This window comes from Empedobacter sp. UBA6305 (assembly GCF_002440405.1).
Lineage (GTDB): Bacteria > Bacteroidota > Bacteroidia > Flavobacteriales > Weeksellaceae > Empedobacter > Empedobacter falsenii_B.
This window is the reverse complement of sequence record NZ_DJTP01000002.1, coordinates 55,437-79,311: the sequence shown is the minus strand read 5'-3', so window position 1 is coordinate 79,311 and position 23,875 is coordinate 55,437. Positions and strand designations below refer to the sequence as shown.

17 protein-coding genes are annotated in these 23,875 nt (G+C 31.5%); 6 read left to right on the top strand and 11 right to left on the bottom strand.

What is annotated here, in order from left to right; all coding sequences use genetic code 11:
• Nucleotides 1-13 precede the first annotated feature (13 nt).
• Nucleotides 14-1,189, bottom strand: a complete 1,176-nt coding sequence (locus B3M86_RS00625) for a M14 family zinc carboxypeptidase (RefSeq protein ID WP_291075688.1) — start codon at nt 1,187-1,189, stop codon at nt 14-16.
• A 206-nt stretch (nt 1,190-1,395) separates the two neighbouring features.
• The gene (locus tag B3M86_RS00620; protein ID WP_286495561.1) at nt 1,396-2,517 is read right to left on the bottom strand and encodes a GNAT family N-acetyltransferase; all 1,122 of its coding nucleotides are present in this window, start codon (nt 2,515-2,517) and stop codon (nt 1,396-1,398) included.
• A 205-nt stretch (nt 2,518-2,722) separates the two neighbouring features.
• Between B3M86_RS00620 and B3M86_RS00615 the strand changes: the two genes are divergently transcribed.
• Nucleotides 2,723-3,412, top strand: a complete 690-nt coding sequence (locus B3M86_RS00615) for a zinc metallopeptidase (protein WP_286495562.1) — start codon at nt 2,723-2,725, stop codon at nt 3,410-3,412.
• 58 nt (nt 3,413-3,470) lie between these two features.
• Here the strand turns inward: B3M86_RS00615 and B3M86_RS00610 are convergent, their stop codons facing one another.
• The 6 genes from B3M86_RS00610 to B3M86_RS00585 form a co-directional block, all read right to left on the bottom strand.
• A complete protein-coding gene (locus B3M86_RS00610; RefSeq protein ID WP_115001063.1) occupies nt 3,471-5,246 on the bottom strand; it encodes an AMP-dependent synthetase/ligase in 1,776 nt (591 codons plus the stop codon).
• A gap of 121 nt (nt 5,247-5,367) precedes the next feature.
• Nucleotides 5,368-5,604 carry a hypothetical protein gene (locus B3M86_RS00605; protein WP_038336082.1) on the bottom strand — a complete coding sequence of 79 codons (237 nt, stop codon included), beginning with the start codon at nt 5,602-5,604 and terminating at the stop codon, nt 5,368-5,370.
• Nucleotide 5,605: 1 nt separating this feature from the next.
• Nucleotides 5,606-7,057 carry an MATE family efflux transporter gene (locus B3M86_RS00600; protein WP_286495564.1) on the bottom strand — a complete coding sequence of 484 codons (1,452 nt, stop codon included), beginning with the start codon at nt 7,055-7,057 and terminating at the stop codon, nt 5,606-5,608.
• Between the two features lie 140 nt (nt 7,058-7,197).
• The gene (aspS, locus tag B3M86_RS00595) at nt 7,198-8,955 is read right to left on the bottom strand and encodes an aspartate--tRNA ligase (RefSeq protein WP_286495565.1); all 1,758 of its coding nucleotides are present in this window, start codon (nt 8,953-8,955) and stop codon (nt 7,198-7,200) included.
• Between the two features lie 119 nt (nt 8,956-9,074).
• Entirely contained in the window at nt 9,075-10,493 is a 1,419-nt protein-coding gene (locus B3M86_RS00590) for a hypothetical protein (protein ID WP_286495566.1), read from the bottom strand.
• Between the two features lie 90 nt (nt 10,494-10,583).
• On the bottom strand, nt 10,584-12,485 hold the full coding sequence (locus tag B3M86_RS00585) for an amino acid permease (protein WP_221855381.1): 1,902 nt from the start codon (nt 12,483-12,485) through the stop codon (nt 10,584-10,586).
• Between the two features lie 140 nt (nt 12,486-12,625).
• On the opposite strand from B3M86_RS00585, the gene B3M86_RS00580 reads away from it, so the two are divergent.
• Nucleotides 12,626-13,651, top strand: coding sequence for a M28 family peptidase (locus B3M86_RS00580; RefSeq protein ID WP_280049540.1), 1,026 nt, complete (start codon nt 12,626-12,628; stop codon nt 13,649-13,651).
• A gap of 51 nt (nt 13,652-13,702) precedes the next feature.
• Here B3M86_RS00580 and B3M86_RS00575 read toward each other — a convergent pair whose 3' ends face one another.
• Genes B3M86_RS00575 through B3M86_RS00565 form a run of 3 tightly spaced genes read right to left on the bottom strand, consistent with a single transcriptional unit; the run spans nt 13,703 to nt 16,624 of the window.
• Nucleotides 13,703-14,464: an ABC transporter permease gene (locus B3M86_RS00575; protein ID WP_286495567.1), complete on the bottom strand. Its 762-nt coding sequence runs from the start codon at nt 14,462-14,464 to the stop codon at nt 13,703-13,705.
• A 1-nt stretch (nt 14,465) separates the two neighbouring features.
• A complete protein-coding gene (locus B3M86_RS00570) occupies nt 14,466-15,347 on the bottom strand; it encodes an ABC transporter ATP-binding protein (protein WP_286495568.1) in 882 nt (293 codons plus the stop codon).
• A complete protein-coding gene (locus tag B3M86_RS00565; RefSeq protein WP_291078942.1) occupies nt 15,347-16,624 on the bottom strand; it encodes an erythromycin esterase family protein in 1,278 nt (425 codons plus the stop codon). The genes B3M86_RS00570 and B3M86_RS00565 overlap by 1 nt, the downstream gene beginning before the upstream one ends.
• A gap of 212 nt (nt 16,625-16,836) precedes the next feature.
• Between B3M86_RS00565 and B3M86_RS00560 the strand changes: the two genes are divergently transcribed.
• The 4 genes from B3M86_RS00560 to B3M86_RS00545 all read left to right on the top strand — a co-directional run bounded on the left by B3M86_RS00560 (nt 16,837) and on the right by B3M86_RS00545 (nt 23,863).
• Complete coding sequence (locus B3M86_RS00560) at nt 16,837-18,327, top strand: aminoacyl-histidine dipeptidase (protein ID WP_219034212.1); 1,491 nt, start codon at nt 16,837-16,839, stop codon at nt 18,325-18,327.
• A gap of 262 nt (nt 18,328-18,589) precedes the next feature.
• Nucleotides 18,590-22,657, top strand: coding sequence for a glycoside hydrolase family 2 TIM barrel-domain containing protein (locus B3M86_RS00555; protein ID WP_291047076.1), 4,068 nt, complete (start codon nt 18,590-18,592; stop codon nt 22,655-22,657).
• A gap of 98 nt (nt 22,658-22,755) precedes the next feature.
• Nucleotides 22,756-23,547: a cobalamin-binding protein gene (locus tag B3M86_RS00550; RefSeq protein ID WP_286495573.1), complete on the top strand. Its 792-nt coding sequence runs from the start codon at nt 22,756-22,758 to the stop codon at nt 23,545-23,547.
• A 4-nt stretch (nt 23,548-23,551) separates the two neighbouring features.
• The gene (locus B3M86_RS00545; RefSeq protein ID WP_219034206.1) at nt 23,552-23,863 is read left to right on the top strand and encodes a hypothetical protein; all 312 of its coding nucleotides are present in this window, start codon (nt 23,552-23,554) and stop codon (nt 23,861-23,863) included.
• Nucleotides 23,864-23,875 lie beyond the last annotated feature (12 nt).

Sequence of the window (23,875 nt, the reverse complement as noted above, 5' to 3'; positions counted from 1 at the left end):
AATGTATAAATAATTATGAAATGATTTGCCCATTTTCAACTTTAATTGAGCCAATTTCGAAAGTCGCCAATTGATTCAATAAAGGATAATTTTTGGATGCTCCTTTATAAACTTGTTTTTCAGCATCAATTTCGAGATGACCAATAAATTTTCGCAAATCACCAATTTCAATAATTTTTGCGATTTGCTCTACCGAATTATTTTCTTCGTTGTATTCATCTTCAAAATAAATTCCCAAATCAACAACAGAAGATTTTTCACCATTCAGAATTTGAACATTATGAATCACAACATCCAAATATTTTTGTCCATTTTGAGGAATCGCTAAATATTCATCAAACGGAAAGTTATCTTGCTTAGCTAAAGCATTCAATCCTGCTAAAATAGCCAATGCATTGTATTTTCTTGTTGTATTACGTTGATAATCATTCGGAAAATGTCCCGCTTCAAATAATACGCACGGATAATCCATTTTTGTAAAATTATCCCCAGTAGACATCGGATAGAACTCTGATGTATAACGACCTACATGACCAGGAATTACTTTTTGCAATTCAATATTCATTGCCTGAATAATTCCCATCGTTTTTTCGCGAACTTCGTTTACATCTTCTTCAACATTGTAAGAAGGCGCCAAAAAAGAAAGCGTTGCAGGTTTTTCTGTTTGTCCAACATTGAAAATCGTACGCTGATCATGCAAATTGAATAACGTTTGATAATTTCCTTTCTCCACTTGATTCAACAAAACATGAATTTCTGTTGATTCTTTTGCTAAAAAGTCACGATTAATATCAATTCCAACCGCATTTCTACGTGTATTGACATTTGCACCATCAGGATTTAACATCGGAATAAAATCAATTGTCAATTGAGATAAAATGGTTTGAGCTAATTCAGATTTTTGTTCAAAAAAATTAATCACATCAAACATTGCACGCGTTCCAGAAGATTCGTTTCCGTGCATTTGAGACCAAATCAATAAACGTTTTTCTCCATTCCCGAAACTTAATTTATAAATCTCATTTCCTAAAAAAGATGTTCCAATTTGCTCTTTTTGACTTGATTTTAATGAAAAATAGTGATTTAAAGCTTCAAAATTTAACCATTTCGAATCAAAACCTTCTTGTCTGAAAGTTGAATATTCTTTCTCTAATTGATGAATATCAAACATATTTATTATGTTATACATTTATAATTTCTATGTTATAAATTTTGATTATCAAAATAAATAAAACCATCAATTCGAGTGAAATTCGTTTAGAATTTTGTATCGAGAATAAGGTTTTTGAAGATAAAATATATCTTAATTCTCGATACAATTTTTAAAAATAATCTTTCTAAAAATCACTCGAATTGACGAATTTTAATCCAAAATATACAACATTATTATTTATATTAAATTGATTTCTTGAAAGTTTTGCGACGTTTGTGATTTACAGGATTATATGCTTTCCATAAAACTTGAATACTTTCGTTGTCCGCTAATTCAGGGTTTGTTTCCAAAAATTTGATCCCGTTGTTTCTAAACGTATCAAACATTGCATTAAAAATCAATGCTGTAACTCCCTTTCCTTGAAATTTCGGATCAATTCCAATCAAATAAAATTGAGCAGAATCATTATTTTTACTTGCTTTCATTAAATGCCACCAACCAAAAGGAAAAATTTTACCTTTCGCTTTTTGCATCGCTTTCGAGTAAGAAGGCATCGTAATTGCAAACGAAACCATTTTTCCGTCTTCATCAACAATACAGTTCACAAAATCTGGATTGATAAACGGAATATATTTCTTTTTGTAATATTCTATTTGGTAATCCGCAATTGGCACATAAGTATCCAATTCGCTGTAAGTTTTATCTAACAAATCGAACATTTCGTCGACATACGGAATAATTTCAGAAGTTTTTGTAAACTTCAATTCTCGTAATTTGTAACGTTCTCGAATAATTTTATTAAATTTGATAACCTTTTCTGGCAATTCTGTTGGTGCAGCCAATTCATATTCCACCCACTCATTAGCCGTTTCAAAACCTAATGATTCTAAGTGTTGCGCATAGTACGGAAAATTATATAAACCAACCATTGTAGCCAATTTATCATATCCGAAAGTTAGCAAACCTGCCTTTTCCAAATTCGAAAAACCAACTGGTCCCTCTATATATTCTAATTGATTTTCTTTACCTATTTCCGTGACTTTTGCCAAAAGTACTTTCGTGACTTCGATATCATCAATCATATCAAACCAGCCGAAACGCATTTTACGTTTTTGTTGATTATTGACTTCTTGCCAATTGATAATTGCCGCAACACGTCCCACAATCTTACCTTCTTTTTCAGCAAGAAAATAACGCGCTTCAGCATCTTTAAAAACGGGATTTTTAGAAACATCTAATGTTTCCTTCTCCTCATTAATAAAGGGTGGAACGTAATATTGATTATCCTTATACAAATTCATCGGAAACTTAATAAATGCTTCCAAATCGTGTTTTGATTGTACTTCTATTATGCGAATACTCATAGCTTACAAAGGTAATGAGTTTTGTAATTTCAATTCAAAAATTTTTGAGCAAAATGTCAGTTTTTGTTCATTTTTATATGATTTAATACAGAACTCTGCCAAAAAAACTAACTTTTCTGCTATTTTTGTCTCTATTCACTTATTGGAATACTTTTTGAATTTTGAATAAATATTAAAATTGATTAAAAAATAAAATAGAAAATAGATGACAGGTTATTACATTATTATTGGGTTATTTATGCTGATTAGTTGGTTTGTTAGTAACCGACTGCAAAGTAAATTTAAGTATTATTCGAAGGTACATTTAGCAAACGGAATGTCAGGAAAAGAGATTGCAGAAAAAATGCTTTCTGATAATAATATTCGCGATGTTCGTGTTATCTCTACTCCTGGACAATTGACGGACCATTACAATCCTGCTGATAAAACGGTAAACTTATCGGAAGTTGTTTACCACGAACGAAATGCAGCGGCAGCAGCAGTTGCAGCGCACGAGTGTGGTCACGCAGTACAACATGCGGTTGGTTATAATATGTTGCATTTACGCTCGAAAATGGTTCCAATGGTAAACGTTGCATCTCGCTTAAATCAATGGATTTTGATGTTAGGATTAATCGTGATGGCTTCATCTAAAAATGCAACTTTATTGTGGATTGGTATTTTCCTATTTGCGGTAACAACAGTTTTCGCATTTGTTACTTTACCTGTAGAATACGACGCTTCCAACCGTGCGTTAGCTTGGTTAAAAGGAAACAATATGGTAATGCCAAACGAATATGAAGGCGCAAAAGATTCATTAAAATGGGCTGCAAGAACTTATGTAGTAGCGGCGATTGGTTCATTAGCGCAATTACTTTATTTTGTAATGATGGCAATGGGCGGACGACGAGATTAAAACTTAATTATTATAAAATTAAAAAAATCCCTTCAAAAATTTTTGAAGGGATTTTTTATTATTTCTTATCGTATAATTTATTGTATAAATCTTGATATTTAGCCAAGACATTTTTACGTTTCAATTTTAATGTTGGCGTTAATAATCCATCATCAATTGTCCATTCATCAGGAGTTAATTCAAACTTTTTGATTTGTTCCCAATGTCCTAAACCTTTATTCATTTTTTCAATTTCACGACCTATAATATCTAAAATTGCAGGCTCTTTAATTAAATCTGCCTTCGTTGCAGGTTCAGCAATTCCTTTGATACGTAAATAATCTTTCAACACTTGAAAATTAGGTTGAATAATCGCACAAGGCATCTTCTCTCCTTCTCCAACAACCATTACTTGCTCGATAAAACGAGATTGTTTAAACTTATTTTCAATAATTTGAGGTGCAATATATTTTCCTCCAGAAGTTTTGAACATCTCTTTTTTACGATCAGTAATTTTAAGTAAACCTCTTTCAAGAACTCCAATATCACCCGTTTTGAAATAACCATCTGGTGTGAATGCTTCAGCAGTTTTTTCAGGATCTTTATAATAACCTTGTGTAACGTTAGGACCTTTGACTAAAATCTCTCCATCTTCTGCAATTTTAACCTCGATTCCTTTTAATGGAGCACCAACAGTTCCGATTCCGAAACCATCTTTCTTCATACAATTCACCGAAATTACAGGAGAAGTTTCTGTCAAACCATAACCTTCTAAAATTGGAATTCCAGCACCCCAGAAAATATGATTCAAACGTGCTGCTAAAGGTGCAGATCCCGACACCATACATACTAAATTTCCTCCAACTCCTTCTTTCCATTTACTGAAAACCAAACTTTTCGCGATAGAATGTTTCAACCCAAATAATCCACCTTTTGGATTATAAGGATCGTAATCTTCAACAAGGCTTAAAGCCCACATAAAAATTTTCGTTTTAAGACCTCCTGCAGAAGCACCTGTATTGTAAATTTTATCGTAAACCTTTTCAACTAATCGAGGCACAACCGTCATTACATGTGGTTTGACCTCTTTCATATTATCTCCTAATTTATCGATGCTTTCTGCATACCAAATTCCAATACTCAAATGTTGATACAAATAAATCAACATACGTTCGAAAACATGATTAATCGGAAGAAAACTTAACGCAATCGCATGATTTGGAAAATCTGGAATACGATCAACAGACATTAAAACATCAGAAACGATATTTTCGTGCGTTAATACAACACCTTTCGGACGACCTGTTGTTCCAGAAGTATAAATCAAAGTTGCCATATCAGAAGGTTTTATCATCTCTTTGATACTATCTACTTCATGTTGTGTTGAATTATCTTCACCCAAATCTAAAATTTCTTTATAATTAGGAACTCCAGCAATTTCATCAAAACTATAAATCCCAACCAATGTTGACACTTTATCTTTTACAGCCGCAACCGTATCGTATAAACCTTTATCAGAAACAATGATAAATTTACATTCAGCATTATTTAAGATATAATCAAAATCATCTTCCGAAAGTGTTGGATATAATGGAACGGAAATCGCGCCAACTTGCTGAATACCGATATCACAGATGTTCCATTCGGTACGATTAGTTGAAGTGACTATTGCAATTTTATCTTGTGGCTTGATTCCTAATTGTAATAATCCTCGACTAAATGCATTTGCTTTGCCAACGTATTCTTGCGTAGATGTTTTCACCCAAGTTCCGTTCACTTTAGACACCAATGCATCTTCTCGAGGATTATTTTCTAATTGATTTTGCGGAAAATCAAATAATCTTTTTATTTCCATGGTTTTGAATAATTTTCTTAGTTGCAAAATACTAATAAAAAAATTATAATGCAAGCATATAAAATTATTTTAGTGTAAATCTTACACCAATAAAAACACAGAAATTTTATTTATTTAAGACTTATTCTTCATCATCTAACAAAGACATTTCTTGATCATAAAAATCTAAAGCGTCTTCAATTAAATTAGCAATTTCAGTATTAAATTCTTCGTTATCTTCTTCTTCAGAAATATCTTCAAACCATTCAATATCGTCAGTTTCTACATCTAATAAAAATCGAGGATAATCTGTATGTAAAATAAAGATTTTGTCTGGCATTGTAGAGTTATCAGCCAATAAAAATTTTGGTAATTCCATTTTATATGTTTTTTAATTTATCTTCTAAAATTATTTCTGCATTAGGATTTTCCCTAATCATTTTCTTCGTTTGACGATTGTAACGAATCATCAAAAACACTGCCGAAGCTGTTAATCCAGTTCCTAAACCAATCCACATCCCAAATGCTCGCATTTCAAATACAATAGCTAAGACTACACCAATCGGAATTGCGATTAACCAATATGAAATAAACGTTAGAATAGAAGGGATTTTAACATCAGTCATTCCTCTCAAAGCACCTAGTAATACCAATTGTACGCCATCTGACATTTGGAAAAGCGAAGCAATGATTAATAAGGATGCAGCTAAATTGATAACATCTGGATTGTCTAAATAAATTGTTGGTAACTGATAACGGAAAATAATAAACAAAATTCCACACAAAATCATAAATGATAAAACCATTAAAATACAAGACCAACCTGCCTCTCTTAAGGTTTTATAATCTTTTAAACCTAATTGATTTCCAATACGAACCGTTGCTGCAACCCCAATTCCTGTACACATCATAAAAGTTGTGGAAGCTAAATTTATCGCAATTTGATGAGCTGCTAAATTTACTTTTGCTAATTCTTGATCTGCAATAGAGTTTGTAAATGTATAACCGCAAACAAAGGCTGCCAGAGAGAACGCACTCATTTCAAAGAAAGAAGTTAAGGCGGTTGGAATTCCAATTCCAGCAATTTTTCTGAAAATAGTTTTCTGAAAATTACTTGCCTTAAATTGAACTTCTTGCAAAACTGATTTCGTTTTCTTAAAATTAAACAATACAATAATTAAGAAAATCATCATCACCAAACGCGCAACGAATGTTCCCCAGGCTGCACCAGCGACTTCTAAACGTGGGAATCCCCAATTCCCGTAAATCCAACCATAGTTTAACGTAATATTAATCACGTTACTCAAAACAGTTGCAATTGTAACAGGAATCGTTAATGATAAACCTTCCGATAATTGACGAAAAGTTTGGAAAATCATCAATGGAATCATCGAAAATGTCATAATCGTTAGATATGGAATACATTTTTCCACTACATCAGCGGGTTGTCCCATGTAGAACATTAGCGGTTTCAGAAATGTAATCAATAAGAATAAACCGATTGATAGAGTAATATTCAAGACCAAACTATGCGAAAAATAATTTGCAGCCATTTTTTTATCGCCTTTCGAATCTTCTGCCGCAATCAATGGTGACAACGCAAAACTAAATCCGAAAGCAAATACTAAAACCGCAAAAAATAATGAATTTCCTAAAGAAGCTGCTGCTAAAGCTGTTTTCCCCAAAACCTCATCTTCTATATTATCATATTTTCCACCTAAACCACCAACCATAATGTTATCAATAATGTTGACAGAAATTTGCCCCATTTGAGTAATCATTACAGGAAATGCTAATTTGATATTACGCCTTAAATGCTCTTTTAATTCCAATTTATTCTCTATTTACAATTGCAAAGATACAGCAAAGGTTTTGCTTCTACATTTAAAAATTGTCATGTAATTTAAAATTAATCAATAAAAAAAGACTACTTAAATAAGTAGTCTTTAATATTTATAGAAAATTTTTCTTTTTATTTTGCAACAAATGTTGACGCAATATTCAGTTCATCCATTTGTGTTTGATCAATTGGAGAAGGTGCATCAATCATGACATCGCGACCCGAATTATTTTTAGGGAATGCGATGTAATCACGAATTGTTTCTGAACCATCTAAAATCGATACAAAACGATCAAAACCGAATGCTAAACCTCCATGAGGTGGCGCACCATATTTGAAAGCGTTCATTAAGAAACCAAATTGCGCTTCTGCTTGATCTGGCGTAAATCCTAATAATTCGAACATTCTTGCTTGAACTTCTTTATCGAAAATACGAATAGAACCTCCACCGATTTCATTCCCATTTAAAACTAAATCATATGCATTTGCACGAACTTCACCTGGATTAGTCGCAATTAATTCCATATCCTCTGGTTTTGGAGAAGTAAATGGATGGTGCATCGCGTGATATCTTTCAGATTCTTCGTCCCATTCTAATAAAGGAAAATCTACAACCCATAATGGAGCAAAAACTTCTGGATTACGTAATCCTAAACGCTCTGCGATTTCCATACGTAAAGCCGATAATTGCGCACGAACTTTGTTTGTATTACCAGACATCACCAACATTAAATCTCCTGGTTTTGCGTTCATACGCTCTGCCCAAGCTGCTAAATCTTCTTGCGAATAAAATTTATCTACAGAAGATTTAAATGTTCCATCTTCATTATAACGCGCCCAAACAAGACCAGTTGCCCCAATTTGTGGACGTTGAACCCATTCGATTAATTTATCAATATCTTTACGTGTGTAAGCATTACAACCTTCCGCAGCAATACCAACAATTAATTCTTGTTCATCAAAGATTTTGAAATCTTTTCCTTTAGCTAAGTCTGTGATTTCACCGAATTCCATTCCAAAACGAATATCTGGTTTATCATTTCCATAACGACGCATTGCTTCTGCAAATGTCATACGTGGGAATTGTTCAAATTCTAATCCTTTGAAAGTATGTAATAAATGTTTTGCTAAACCTTCGAAAACATTCATGATATCTTCTTGTTCAACAAACGACATTTCACAGTCAATTTGTGTAAACTCTGGTTGACGGTCTGCACGTAAATCTTCGTCACGGAAACATTTTACAATTTGGAAATAGCGGTCTAAACCTCCTACCATTAATAATTGTTTGAATGTTTGTGGCGATTGTGGTAACGCATAAAATTCACCTGGATTCATACGAGATGGAACCACGAAATCACGCGCACCTTCTGGCGTAGATTTAATTAAAACTGGAGTTTCAACCTCTACAAATTCTTGTGCATCTAAATATTTACGAACTTCCTGCGCAACTTTAGAACGGAAGATTAATTTTTCTTTTACTGGATTACGACGAATATCTAAATAACGATATTTCATACGGATATCTTCTCCACCATCTGTATTATCTTCGATTGTAAATGGAGGCAATGCAGATTCATTCAAAATTGTAATGTTTTCTGCTAAGATTTCAATATCCCCTGTTGGAATGTTTGGATTTTTTGAAGCTCTTTCGATTACAGTTCCTGTAACTTGAATTACGAACTCGCGTCCTAAATGACGAGCAGTTTCAAATAATTCTTTCGAAGAACGTTCTTCATCTAAGATGATTTGTGTGATTCCATAGCGATCACGTAAATCGATCCACATCATAAAACCTTTGTCACGTAACGTTGATACCCAACCGCTTAACGTGACTTTTTCATTAATGTTGGCTTGTGTTAATTCACCACAAGTATGAGTTCTAAACATTTGTCGTCAAATTTATAGGACAAAGGTAAAGTTTTGCGTCGAAATAAAGAAGTTATCTAACTTATTTGAGAAAATAAATTTAATAAAAAAAGCGATTCAAAATTGAATCGCTTTTCATACTATTTACAAGTCGTTTTATATTTTTCAAAAAAGGTTTTGATTCCATCTACAGATTTTAAGTCAAAATCCGTCACATTTAAACTACATTTTATGTATTCGTTGAAATTTTTTTCCAATTTATCATCATTATTATTTCCTAAATAAAGCGCTTTTTCTTGATTAGGTATTTTTATATAAAGTTTATTATTAGACGGTTCTTCTAAAATAAGAAATCCGTTATCTTCATTTAAAATTTTATAGAAATATGAAAAATCAGTGCTTAAACTCATTACATTTCCAATTGAATTAAAAACATTACCAATCGTTTTCAAACCTATATAACAATCTCCTGAATCTGTACAGAATTTTGCTCCTGTGTTTGATTTATATCGTGTAGATTTTTCTTTCCCTTTCTCATTTACAGCTTTTACATAAACTGATTTACCGTAATTTTCAGGTAAAGATTCTATATTGCTTTTTTCAACTTTACTTGTTGCATTTTCAAAATTAATCGAAAGTTTACCAGCAACCTTATTTCCTTTTTCGTCAATAAGAAAACCTGGGACATCATATAAATTGGAAGAATTTGCTTTAGCTTCTGCAATTTTATTCTGATAATCAACCCTTTCCTCTGTTGAATTTTTTATTTGAAGTTGAGTATTTAAAGCAAAACCATTTTTTAAAGCAAATCCTACAATTTGGGTAAAAAATTTATTATTCTTTATATCTCTTGAACTTTTATCTTTTAATGGGTTTTCTAATTCTTTTAATTTTAATGAATAAACTTTATTTAAGTCACTAATTTCTAAAGAATTTCCTCCAAATTCACCTACTTTATAATTATTATTTTCAACTAAAGTATAATTATCTACAGAAAATCCAGAAGGAGAATACAATATTTGTCCAATTTTAATGTTATTTTGATATATAATTCCTTTATTGTCAAAATAAATCCCATTAGATTTCACTAATTCTGTTAATTCATCTAATAATTTATTATAATCTAAAATTTCATTATTATATTCCTCTTGTATATCTCTTTTATCAAGTTGCAAAATTTGTTGTACAATAGATTGATCTATTCCATTTGAAGTAATAATCTTATATTGTCCATTTGAAAAGGTTTTCACAATATCTTTTTCTAAATTAAATAAAGAGAAACCTTTCATATCTGTTTCAAAATCATTAGACTGATTTGATGTTAAATCAATCAATCTAAACCAAATTTTATTACCACCATATGGATATGGTTCAGCTTTATATTCAATAGATAAAATTGGTTTATTTTGTATATCTGACAACGTATAAACACGTTTTTTTCCTTCAACTAATGCAACTTCTTTTTTATCAAATAGAACTTTTCCTTTTTTTATATCAATATCTTGCGCAGAAACATAAAAAGAACCTAAAATAAACAGGCTCAATAGAATTTTTTTCATAGGGTTAAATTTCTGCAAATATAACTGATAGAAACAAAAAGATCCGGTTATAAATGATTATAATCGGATCTTTTATTGTTTATTGTAAGTTTAAACATTTCTCAACTTACTATGTTTATAACCGTAAGTGAAATAAATTGTTAAACCAATTGCAATCCAAATCAAGAAAATCATCCAGTTTTTCAATCCTAATTGCGCCATCATATAAAAACAACACAACATACCAGCTAACGGAATAATAGAAGTTCTTTTGAAAAATGTTCTAACTACCATAAAAACATAAATCATTAAGAATAGAATCATTGGAATTTTGTGTTTGAAAACATCCCATCCTTTTTCCATCTTCTTATCTTCGTAAACTGGTAATTTGCTCAAAGTAGATTTATATTGTTCTGGAGATAATTGTGCCAAATAATCATCCAAAAATTCAATTTCAGATCCTGTTAATTCATTAATTGTTGCATAAGAATCTTTTAATTCTTTTGGCGATAACGAATTTACAAAATGTTCAATTGGCATAGGTTGCGGTTTATTCGTAAAGAAATCAATCGAATCATCTTTAAATGTTGTTGCGCATAAAAATACAATCACGGCAGTTACAATTGGCATAATGTATTTTGCATTGATAAAAGGCGTTTTAAAATTTCCTCTTTTCGCATTTGGATCGGCATCCATACGAAGTACAGCAGCACAAACTAACACAAAAGCAAACAAAGTTCCAATAGAACAAGCATCAACAACCAATTCCAAATCTGTAAATAAAATAGGAACTCCAACTACAAATCCAGTAAAAATAGTTGCAAAAGAAGGTGTTTTAAATTTCGGGTGAATAGTAGAAAATTTCTTTGGTAATAAACCATCACGAGACATTGTCATCCAAATACGAGGTTGCCCAATTTGAAAAACAATAAATACACTCGCCATCGCTACTACAGCCGAAAAAGCAATAATTCCTGCCAACCACTTTAAATCTTGAATTTTATCAAAAACATACGCCAAAGGATCTCCAACATTCAATTCAGAATAATGAACCATTCCCGTAATTACTAAAGCAATCAGCACATATAAAACAGTACAAATAATGATAGACGCAAAAATTCCACGAGGCAAATCTCGCTTCGGATCTTTACATTCTTCCGCAGTTGTGCTAATCGCATCAAACCCAATATAAGCGTAAAAAACAGACGAAACTCCAGCCAAAACACCTCCTACTCCATTCGGTGCAAAAGGATTCCAATTATCTGGATTCACATAAAAAGCACCAACCACAATTACCAAAAGTACCACAGCTAATTTTAACACAACCATTGCATTACTTGCTTTTCTCGATTCATTAATTCCACGATAAACCAAAGCTGTAATCAAAAAAGTAATGATTAATGCAGGAATATCCACCACTAAATTAAATCCTAAATATGGAGCATCTTTAAAGGCTAAATATTTTGGAATCTCTTGCGCATAAGGCGAATTCGCAATTCCTTCTAATGTTTTACCTTTCGCTAACTCATTCGAAACAAATTCAAAACCTTCTCTCGCCGTAAAATAATCCATTGTCATCCATTCTGGCAGATGTAATCCCATCCCGGAGAGCAAGGTGGTAAAATAATCACTCCACGAAATCGCGAGCACAATATTCCCAATCGCATATTCCATAATCAATGCCCAACCAATTACCCAAGCAAATAATTCTCCAAATGCAACATAGCTATAGGTATACGCACTACCCGAAACAGGCACTAACGAAGCAAATTCTGCATAAGCAAAAGCTGTAAAACCACAGGCAATTGCCGTAAAAATAAAAAGGAAGATAACTGCTGGTCCACCTTCAAAACTTGCTCGACCAATAGTACTAAAAATACCAGCTCCAACAATTGCGGCGATACCAAAACCTGTTAAATCTCGAACACCTAAAGTTCTTTTCATTGTAGTCGTGTTCTTTGCAGATTCTGCTAAAATGGATTCGACAGATTTTTTTCTGAATAATTGTGACATAATTTATTTAAAAACGGGCAAATATAAAAAAGACAATCCCAAATTCGGATAGAATCCGTATAAATATTGGTTTTTTATTCAAATTTTCTTTTTTATTCTGCTTGGTTAGATTAATTTTAAATTTAATTCAAAAAATTAACATGAAACAATTTTTATTTGCAATTGCTTTAACTGCTACTTTAGTAAGTTGTGATTCTACAAAACCAATTTCTCAGGAGAAATATCAAAAGAGTCTTGTAAAATATACAGACAAAATTTCTGAAGCTGAATTAAAAAAACAGCTTTACATCATTGCTGCGCCTGATATGGAAGGTAGAAATGCTGGAACTGAAGGCGAAATAAAAGCGGGAAACTATATCTCTAATTATTACAAAGAATTAGGAATTAATGGACCAAATAATAATTATTTCCAAATTATTCCTGCTGGAACTTTTAACCGAGTAAAAGGTCAAATGAGAAATGTGATGGGATTCATCAAAGGATCAGAAAAACCAGAAGAAATTGTGGTGATTTCGGCACATTATGATCACGAAGGAATAAAAGATGGAAAATTATATGCTGGTGCTGATGATGATGGTTCTGGAACTGTTGCTGTAATGGAAATTGGTCGTATTTTCCGCGAAGCTGAGAAGAAAGGAATTCGTCCAAAACGTTCGGTTTTATTGCTACATGTTTCTGGTGAAGAAAAAGGATTATTAGGTTCTAAATATTATTCAGAACATCCAATTTTTCCTCTTGCAAACACAGTTGCAAATGTTAACATTGATATGATTGGTCGAGTAGACTACGAACATAATGAACAAACAAGAGACTTTGTTTATGTAATTGGTTCTGAAATGTTGTCTTCTGATTTACACAAAGCTGTTTTAGCAGCAAATGATGGATTAGGAATTAATTTAGATATGCGTTACAATACGCCAGATGATCCAAATCGTTTTTATTACCGTTCTGACCACTATAATTTTGCGAAACATAACATTCCGTCTGTTTTCTTCTTTAATGGTGTGCACGATGATTACCACAAACCAGGCGATACACCAGACAAAATTGAATATGATTTATTGACGCGTCGTACAAAATTAGCTTTCAATACAATTTGGATTTTAGCAAACGTCGAAAATAGACCAGTTGTAGACAAAGAATCTCCTATGCCTTCTACAAGATAAATATAAAAAGTATACATTAAAAAATCCCTTGAATTCAAGGGATTTTTTGCTTTATAGATTTTTCTTTCTTATAAAGATAAAGTAACTCAACCCTAAAAAGAAAATATTGTATATAAGGTTGATATAATCTAATCTTTCTAAAGATGCTATTTGATTCATTAAGTTATCAAATGATTTTGGAGAACTTGAATAAGGAATGAAATCTGCAAACTTTTTACTACTAATCACAGAACAAAAAACAGTTACAAATAGAGAAAAACCTACTGGATAAATAAAACTTCTGAAGAATAAACTCAAAGCAAATTGTATCATAGATACAGCTAAACATCCAATCCATAATTTGAAAAAAGTGTAAAAAGCAATTTCTCTAAAATCAAAATTCTGAAAACCATAATTTGGTGAAATAAATTGTAATAAATATCCACTTAATAGAAAAAACACATAAGCCCCAACAACAGAAAAACTGACTATAATTAAAATAAATAAAGCTTTGGCTAAATAAATTTTAGCATGTGAAATGGGCAGTGTAAATAACAATTTATAATTGTTGTTCTTATATTCTACATCGCAACATGAATGCACAAACACAGCAATTAAAACTGGAAATAGCATATAGAAAAACATAAAAACATATCGTCCTAAAAAACCGTACCACGGATTCAAAGCAATAGGTTCCATTGGTACTTTATAAATTAAATAGAAAAAAACACCTAAAACGACTAAAGTTGGTAAAAATAATACACCAAAAATTTCTTTGTTTTTTGATAATTTATATAGTTCGGAAGCAAATGCTTTATAAAATGTATTTGTCATTTTAGTGTTGAATTAGGTTAATAAAAATTTGTTCAAGATTAGCTGTTTCAGACTGAACATCATAAATTTTAATGTTATGCTGAATTAATTGTTGTATTTTTTGATGAAAATCATCATCGTTTTCAATTTCAAAATGCATGACGTTATCTTCAATTATTACATTTTCAAAAAGTTGTTTTGCTTTCTCTGCATCATTTATTTTTATAGCAACTTTACGAACAACATTCCCAAGTAATTCTTCTTTTTTGCCTTCAAAAATCATCTTTCCTCCTTCTATAATTCCAATATGCGTAGCAACTCGTTCTAATTCACTTAAAATATGACTTGACAAAAAAATCGTTTTACCTGATGCATTCAACCTCAAAAACAATTCGCGCATTTCATAAATTCCTTGTGCATCCAATCCATTAAGAGGTTCATCTAAAATCAAAATTTCTGGATCATGAAAAATCGCTATTGCAATTCCCAAACGTTGTTTCATTCCCATCGATAAATCAGATGTTTTATAATGTTCCGCGTACAACAAACCAACCAAATCTAACACTTCACTAATTCGCTCCTCACCTTTTTGATAAATTACATCTAAGTATTTTAAATTTTCATAAACAGTCAATTTTGTGTAAAAACAAGGCGCTTCAATCAAATTACCTGTTAAAGCATGAATCTTAATAGGATGTTTTTTGATACTCAACTCATTCAAGAAAATAGTATCTTCATTCGAATTCAATAATCCTAAAAGCAATTTTATTGTTGTCGATTTTCCTGCTCCATTTCGCCCCAAATAGCCATAAATACTTCCTTTCGGAACATTAAGATTAACTTGATTTAATATTTGTTTTGACCCGAAACTAAAATTCAAATCTTTTATTTCTATACTTTTCATTATTTCTCTTCTTTTAGTGGTGTTGGTTCTTGATTAACATCGATGTAAAAAATTCCATCTACAAAGTCACTCCATTTTGCTTTTACATTCATTCCTTGATCTATAACTGAATAATACTCAGATTTTAGTGCAGATTGATTCGGAATTTGACTAAAATCTAAAAAGAAATAAGGCTGATTAAGTTGATGAAATGCATTCTCTACCGCATATTTATTAGGTGTATTAATTATTTGTTTCAGAGGATTATAAACGCCATACGAAGTAAAACCAATTGCATACGATTGGTTCTTGTATTTTTCTTTGATATATTGTCCCAATGGTTTAAAATTATTCGGATAATATTTTTTGTAAGCATGTACATTCGCCGACCAAATAATTACTTTCTGATTTGGATAAAGAGAATCCAATTGATAAATTAAATTCTCTACCATCAAAGAATCTCTAAAATTCATACTTTCCTTAGTTCCAGATTTATACATCAAATTTTTCTGAATATGGTTTTTAATATCTTTCAGATAACGTGAATAGATTTTAGTTTCTTCAGTTTTTGGAAGCCTTGATATTCGTAATGAAATCGATTGTAACTCTTTAAGGAGTTGAGTAATTTCATTTTTTTTATATGTAGCTTCAGTAAATTTTTTATATCTAAAAATTGTAAGATTATCAATATTTTGATTTAAAAAAGGGTAATCATATAAAGATATATTTTGATTCGCTAAAAACTCTCTTAATAATTTTATACGTCTTAAATACCCATTATTTAAAATTTCTGTCAGTAAATCACCAGAATATTGCATATCAAAACCACCTAATGTGATTGGATTATTTGTTTTCTTAGTTTGTAAATAATAGTTATTTAGAGGTTGAGTTTCTTTATTATCCCACCAAAAATTAAACATACCAAGTCCCGCAATCGAATCTTTTCCAACACCTAAAGTTCCTTTTTCCATTTCTTGGTTGGTTATCCACATATCATATTGTCCAGCTTCGTACAAGACAACATTGTAATCCAAATTTTCGTGCAAATACTTTATCAAGCGTGATTTGGCTTTAAAAGTTTGTCCATCTTGATGTATACCTTCACCCAAAAAAACAATACGATTATCTTTTAACATCATTTTCAAAAATTCTAAATCCTGATTATTTTGTTCAGTCATTTCAATCGAATTTATTGGATGTTTATATTGATTTGTTTCAGCGATTATCTTCTCTGAGTCATCATTGAAAGTTTTCTTGAAAACAAAAACATTCAACAATACTGCACTGAGTAAAGTCAAAATTGTAAATAGTGTTAATTTCTTCATGAATCATTAGTGTTATTTAAAAATAGTATTTTTCGTATTACATCACGTTTTTATTTTTTCATTTATAATAATATGATTCATAAAAAAATAAAAAGGTTGGTTGAGAATCAAAAAAATTTAAAACTTCTTTAATAAAACTATATTGTCGCAATTCCGTAACTTTGAGGAACAATAAAAAACAAACAATGAATAACGATATTCTTAATTTGGAACCAAAAGCAATCTGGAAAAACTTCTCAGCATTGAATTCAGTTCCAAGACCTTCTAAGAAAGAAGAAAAAGTACGTCAGTTCATCATCAAATTTGGTGAAGATTTAGGTTTACCTGTCGAAACGGACGAAGTAGGAAATGTTTTAATCAAAAAAGCTGCTTATCCAGGAATGGAAGACCGTAAAAAAGTGATCATGCAATCGCACTTGGATATGGTTTGTCAAAAAAATAACGATGTAACATTCGATTTTGAAACACAAGGAATTGAAATGTACATTGAAGATGATAAATTTGTTACAGCAAATGGAACAACTTTAGGTGCAGATAACGGAATTGGAGTTGCGACAATTATGTCTATTTTAGAATCGAAAGATATTCCTCATCCAGCTATTGAAGCATTTTTTACAATTGACGAAGAAACTGGAATGACTGGTGCTTTAGGTTTGAAAGCTGGATTCTTATCTGGGAAAATCTTGTTGAACTTAGATACCGAAGAAGATGATGAATTAGACATTGGTTGCGCTGGTGGTGTTGATGTAACGGCGACAAAAGCTTACACTACAGAAGCTACTAACGGAACTGCTTTTACCTTAACATTAAAAGGTTTGAACGGTGGACACTCTGGAATGCAAATTCACGAAGGTTTAGGAAATTCGAACAAATTAATTGCTCGTTTATTAAATGCTGCAACTGAATTTGGTTTACAAATCGCTCATATGGAAGGTGGAAGTTTACGTAACGCTATTCCTCGCGAGTCTTGGGCTAAAATTGTGATTCCTACAGATAAAGTTGACGCTTTCAAAGCTTCTTACGAAACTTTACGCGCTGAAATTATTGAAGAATATGAAACGAAAGAACCTAAAATGGTGATTACACTAGAACCAACTGATGCAACTGATGCAATGTCAGCACAAGATTCTAAAGTTTTTGTTCAAACAATTATGGCAGCTTTCAATGGTGTTTACAGAATGAGTCCAGATGTTGAAGGTTTAGTAGAAACATCTAACAATGTGGCTCGCGTAGAAGTTATTGACGGAAACGCTCGTGTTTTATGTTTAACGCGTTCTTCTATAGAATCAGGTAAAGAAGCATTAGCACAAACATTAAAAGCTGGTTTCGAATTAGGTGGTTTTGAGGTTAAATTCTCTGGTTCTTACCCAGGTTGGAAAGCAAATACTCATTCTGAAATTTTAGAATTGATGAAAGGAATTTATGTTTCAAAATTTGGAGAAGAACCAAAAGTTGTGGCTTGCCACGCAGGTTTAGAATGCGGAATTATTGGAACAAATTATCCAGGTTTGGATATGATTTCTTTTGGTCCAAACATCTCTGGTGCTCACTCTCCTGACGAAAAAGTAGAAATTGCTTCTGTACAAAAATTCTGGGATTATTTATTAGATATTTTAAAAGATATTCCAAACGATGGTCCAGTTAATTACAGCTGTGCAAATTCAAAAAATATATAATTTAAGCTGAAAACTTAATCTAAAGACCACTTTTGCAAGTGGTCTTTTTTTACAATAATACTTTTTAAACAATTCTTTTAATCAAATTAAAATTTTTCTATAATTCTATTTATTTCAGAAAAAAAATCATTAATCATTCATAAGATTAAAAAACAATTATTTACAATTTTATCACCTTATTTTTACTTCTTCAAATAAGCATAATCATTTAATAATCTAGACTATATTTGTTTAACACGTGATTAAAAATGCTTATTGAAAAATGAATCTTATAACAAAATACAGTAAAGTTATTGTTTCTACACTTGTTGTTCAGACAACTTTTGCACAAATAAATCCGCCAATTGAAAATCCTTTTACTCATAATTTAGGGGGCTTCAATTACGGAACGAAAGATTCTCCAGACGGTAACGAATGGGAATCGCCAATGAATTTATCCTTCAACAAAGAATTACCTAAAAGCTATTTTTTCTCTTTTGAGAATCAAAATCAAGCTGTAAAACTTTTACCAGAAAATAGTCCATATTGGATGAATTTGAATGGTACTTGGAAATTTAATTGGGTAAAAAACCCAAACGAAAGACCGAAAAATTTTTACGAAAACAATTTTGATACCTCTTCTTGGGCTGATGTTCCTGTCCCGATGAGTTGGAATATTTTTGGAATTCAGAAAAATGGAGATTTAAAATATGGTGTTCCAATTTATGTCAATCAAAAAGTTATTTTTCAGCATGCTGTAAAAGTTGATGATTGGAAAGGCGGTGTAATGAGAGAGCCTAACAAAGATTGGACAACATATATTTATAGAAATGAAGTTGGTTCGTATAAACGTACATTCGATGTTCCTAAAAATTGGGATGGACGTGATATTTACATGAATTTTGATGGAGTAGATTCATTTTTCTACTTATGGATTAATGGAAAATATGTTGGTTTTTCTAAAAATTCTAGAAATTTAGCTTCATTTAACATTACACCTTATCTAAATAAAAAAGGTGAAAATTCTGTAGCAGTTGAAGTCTATAGGAATTCTGACGCTTCATTCTTAGAAGCACAAGATATGTTTAGATTGCCAGGAATTTTTCGTACAGTTTCATTAACATCAAAACCGAAAATCCAAGTTAGAGATTTGGTTGTAATTCCTGATGTAACGAATAACTATAAAGATGATGAACTAAATATTTCGGCTGATATTAGAAATTTATCAAATAAAGTCGCAAAAGGTTATAAAATTGCTTATACACTTTATCAAAATAAATTATACAGCGACGAAACTGAAAAAATTGCAACAACTGAATATATTATCAATTCTGATGCAGTTACAATCAATCCTAATTCTTCATCTATTTACAAACTAAAACTAAAACTAAAGAATGCAAATCTTTGGTCAGCAGAGCGTCCTTATCGTTATACGTTAGTTGGAGAATTAAAAGATGTAAAGAACAAAACAATCGAAACAGTTTCGACGAATGTAGGATTTAGAAAGGTTGAAATTAAAGATACAAAAGCTGAAGATGATGAGTTTGGTTTGGCTGGACGTTATTTCTATGTAAATGGAAAAACAGTAAAACTGAAAGGTGTTAACCGCCACGAAACAAATCCTGAAAAAGGAAAAGTTGTGACACGTCAACAGATGGAAGAAGAAATTAAGTTGATGAAACGTGCAAATATTAACCATGTTCGTAACTCACATTATCCAGATGATCCTTATTGGTATTATTTATGCGACAAATATGGGATTTATTTAGAGGACGAGGCCAATGTAGAAAGTCACCAATATTACTACGGTGAAGCTTCAATCTCTCATCCAAAAGAGTGGAGAGATGCGCACGTGGCACGTAATGTAGAGATGGTTCATGCAACAATCAATCATCCTTCTATCGTTATTTGGTCTTTAGGAAATGAGGCTGGTCCTGGAAATAATTTTGTTGAAGCCTACAATGCAATCAAAAAAATTGATACTTCTCGTCCTGTTCAATACGAGCGAAATAATGCAATTGTTGATATGGGATCTAATCAATACCCTTCTATCAATTGGGTTCGTGGTGCTGTACAAGGAAATTATAAGTTAAAATATCCTTTCCATATTTCTGAATATGCGCATGGAATGGGAAATGCAGCTGGAAATCTGATAGATTATTGGGAAGCAATGGAATCTACCAACTTCTTTATGGGAGGTGCTATTTGGGATTGGGTTGACCAAGCAATGTATTATTATGATAAAAAGACAGGCGAAAAATTCTTCGCTTACGGAGGTAATTTCGGGGATAAACCAAATGACGGAACGTTTGTAAACAATGGATTAGTTTTCGCTGATTTAAAGGAAAAACCTTCTTACTGGGAAGTTAAAAAAGTCTATCAAAATGTTGGTATAAAACCTGCAAATATCTTGAATGGTGAAATCGAAATTTTTAATAAAAATTATTTCATTTCGTTAGAAGATTACACGCCAGAATGGGCTTTATACGAAGATGGAATCGAAATTGAAAGAAGTACAGCTTTTATTGAGCCTAAAAAAATCATTAGTCCTCGCGAAAAACAAATCGTTCGTTTACCAATTAATCAATCAAAATTAAAACCTACATCAGAGTATTTTGTAAAAATTCAATTCAAGCAAAATCATGATCAATTGTGGGCGAAGAAAGATTATGTTCAAATGGAAGAACAAATTTTTGTGAAAGCTGCAGAACAAATTCCGACAATTCAAGAAGTTCAAAAAACAAATCAAATTACCATAACAGATTCAGAAAAACTAAAAACAATTAGTGGAAATGGTTTCGCTGTAAAATTTGATAATCAAACTGGAACTATTTATAGTTTAAATTATAATAACCAAACGATTATTAAAGATGGTGACGGTCCAAAATTAGATGCTTATCGTGCACCAATGGATAATGACAACTGGGCGTATCAGCAATGGTTTCAAAAAGGTTTACATAATTTAAAACACAAAGTTTTATCATCAACTTCTTACACAAGAAAAGATGGCGCAATTGTATTATCGTATGTTGTAGAATCACAAGCGCCAAATAGCGCATCACTTTTAGGAGGTACTTCTGGAACATATAAGATCGAAGAACACAAAGACCAAGTATTTGGGGAAAATGATTTCAAATTTACTTCAAATCAAGTTTGGACGATTTATCCAGATGGTTCAATCGAATTATCGTCAAGTATTACTTCAAATGACGAATCGCTTGCTTTAGCGCGTTTAGGTTATGAATTGAAATTACCAGAAAATTTGAGCAATTACAACTATTACGGACGCGGTCCGATTAATAATTATGCAGATCGTAAAACCGCTCAGAATATTGAATTTCATAAAAGTACAGTGAAAGATCAGTTTGTACCGTGGCCAAATCCGCAAAGTATGAGTAATAATGAGGAAGTTAGATGGAGTTCTTTAACTGATACTTCTGGAAATGGGGTTGTTTTTGTAAGCAAAGATTTGATGTCAACTTCTGTTTTGCCTTGGAGCGAATTAGAATTAACGCAAACGCCTCATTTCTATCAATTACCAAAAAGTAATGGAACGTATATGCATTTAGATGCTGGTGTTACAGGGCTTGGAGGAAATAGTTGTGGGCAAGGACCACCATTAGAACAAGATCGTGTAAAACCAAACGCAACAACTTTTGGATTTATTATTCGTCCTGTTCAAAGCAATAATTATTCAACGCAAGCAAAAGTAAAAGGAGCAGGAGATTCTCCACTTCTTATTACACGAAACAAAATTGGGGAAGTTACAATTTTGAGCCAAAATCAACATGCAGATTTGTATTACAAAATCGGGAATGGAAAAGAAACGAAGTATACAGAACCTTTCAAATTGAGAGATGCGAATACAATTGTTACTTGGGATAAAAATAATCCGAACATTAAAGTTTCTTCAAAATTTACTAAAATAGAAACGATTCCGTTACAAGTTGTTTTTGCTTCGAGTCAAGAAACTGGAGAAGGAGATGCTGCAAATCTTGTAGATCGTAATCCAAGCTCTATTTGGCATACGATGTATTCTGTCACTGTTGCGCAATATCCTCATTGGGTTGATTTTGATGCAGGAGAATTCAAGATGATTAAAGGATTTACATATTTACCTCGTCAAGATGGAGCTAATGGAAATATAAAAGATTATAGAATTCAGATTAGTTTAGACGGAAAAAATTGGAGTAACCCTATCAAAGAAGGTTCTTTCGAGAAAAACACTAAACTGCAAACAATTTTGTTCGACAAACCAATTCGCGGAAGATATATCCGTTTCACAGCTTTAAGTTCTCAGAATGGACAAGATTACGCTGCTGGATCCGAATTTGGAGTTTTAGTTAACTAACATTTTTACTCATAGTTTTTTCAAAAGGAATTCATATCATACAAAATGGTATGAATTTCTTATTTTTATACCTCACATCAATTTAACATCAAACCAAAATGTCATCAAATCGATATCCTCAACGCATTGTTTGCTTAACCGAAGAAGGAACTGAAATTATGTATAACATTAACGAACAACATCGTTTAGTAGGAATTAGTGGTTTTACCTATCGTCCGCCACAAGCAAGAAAAGAAAAACCTAAAGTTTCAACTTTTTTAGATGCTAAATTTGAAGATATCATCAATTTGAAGCCAGATTTTGTTGTAGGATATTCTGATTTACAAGCTGATATTGCAGCAGAATTAATTAGAAGAGGAATTAATGTTTTTATTTTTAATCACCGAACAGTTGATGAAATTTTAAATATGATTGTGCAATTTACTTCATTGATTGGTTGTCAAGATAAAGGATTAAAATTAGTCGAATTTTACGAAAAGAAACTCGAAGAAGTAAAACAACAAGCAACTCTTCTTCCCTATCGCCCAACAGTATTTTTTGAAGAATGGGACGAACCAATTATTTCGGGAAGCGCTTGGGTTAATGATTTGATAGAAATTGCTGGTGGAAAATTAGCTTTTCCAGAACTCAAAAATAAAGCTTTAGCTAAAGATCGTATTTTGTTGGATGAACAAGTGATTGAACGAAATCCTGATATTATTATCGGTTCGTGGTGTGGTAAAATGTTCAAACCCGAAAAAGTAAAACAACGAATTGGTTTCGAAAACGTAAAAGCTATTCAACAAAATCATTTATACGAAATAAAATCTGAATTGATTTTACAACCTGGTCCTGCTGCTTTAACCGATGGTTTGGATAAAATTGTGGAGATTATTACAAATTATAAATAAATATATGGATCCGGATTTTTTAATTTTGTATACTAAAGTAATTTTAGTCCTTCACTTCGTATTCGATATTTTATTATTAATTATTTCTATTGTTGCTCACGGAAAAAAAATAAGTTTTAGTAATTATCTAATTTTCATAACAATTTCTATATTACTATTATCAATAATAAGATTATCTATAAAAGAATATCTTGGTGTTTCAATTTATGAACTAAATATAGTAACAAATATTCTCGAAAAACTTTTATACATAGCATTCGGAATTATATTAATAATTGGAATTTCTAAATTAAAAATCAATAAAGAAGAAGAATAAAAATCCCGCTGA

What these genes read in the sequence shown, in the direction of transcription:
- B3M86_RS00550 (WP_286495573.1), top strand. Translation starts at nt 22,756, where the DNA reads ATGTCATCAAATCGATATCCTCAACGCATTGTTTGCTTAACCGAAGAA.
- B3M86_RS00555 (WP_291047076.1), top strand. Translation starts at nt 18,590, where the DNA reads ATGAATCTTATAACAAAATACAGTAAAGTTATTGTTTCTACACTTGTT.
- B3M86_RS00585 (WP_221855381.1), bottom strand. Translation starts at nt 12,485, where the DNA reads ATGTCACAATTATTCAGAAAAAAATCTGTCGAATCCATTTTAGCAGAA.
- B3M86_RS00560 (WP_219034212.1), top strand. Translation starts at nt 16,837, where the DNA reads ATGAATAACGATATTCTTAATTTGGAACCAAAAGCAATCTGGAAAAAC.
- B3M86_RS00625 (WP_291075688.1), bottom strand. Translation starts at nt 1,189, where the DNA reads ATGTATAACATAATAAATATGTTTGATATTCATCAATTAGAGAAAGAA.
- B3M86_RS00610 (WP_115001063.1), bottom strand. Translation starts at nt 5,246, where the DNA reads ATGGAAATAAAAAGATTATTTGATTTTCCGCAAAATCAATTAGAAAAT.
- B3M86_RS00605 (WP_038336082.1), bottom strand. Translation starts at nt 5,604, where the DNA reads ATGGAATTACCAAAATTTTTATTGGCTGATAACTCTACAATGCCAGAC.
- B3M86_RS00575 (WP_286495567.1), bottom strand. Translation starts at nt 14,464, where the DNA reads ATGACAAATACATTTTATAAAGCATTTGCTTCCGAACTATATAAATTA.
- B3M86_RS00570 (WP_286495568.1), bottom strand. Translation starts at nt 15,347, where the DNA reads ATGAAAAGTATAGAAATAAAAGATTTGAATTTTAGTTTCGGGTCAAAA.
- B3M86_RS00590 (WP_286495566.1), bottom strand. Translation starts at nt 10,493, where the DNA reads ATGAAAAAAATTCTATTGAGCCTGTTTATTTTAGGTTCTTTTTATGTT.
- B3M86_RS00615 (WP_286495562.1), top strand. Translation starts at nt 2,723, where the DNA reads ATGACAGGTTATTACATTATTATTGGGTTATTTATGCTGATTAGTTGG.
- B3M86_RS00545 (WP_219034206.1), top strand. Translation starts at nt 23,552, where the DNA reads ATGGATCCGGATTTTTTAATTTTGTATACTAAAGTAATTTTAGTCCTT.
- B3M86_RS00580 (WP_280049540.1), top strand. Translation starts at nt 12,626, where the DNA reads ATGAAACAATTTTTATTTGCAATTGCTTTAACTGCTACTTTAGTAAGT.
- B3M86_RS00620 (WP_286495561.1), bottom strand. Translation starts at nt 2,517, where the DNA reads ATGAGTATTCGCATAATAGAAGTACAATCAAAACACGATTTGGAAGCA.
- aspS (WP_286495565.1), bottom strand. Translation starts at nt 8,955, where the DNA reads ATGTTTAGAACTCATACTTGTGGTGAATTAACACAAGCCAACATTAAT.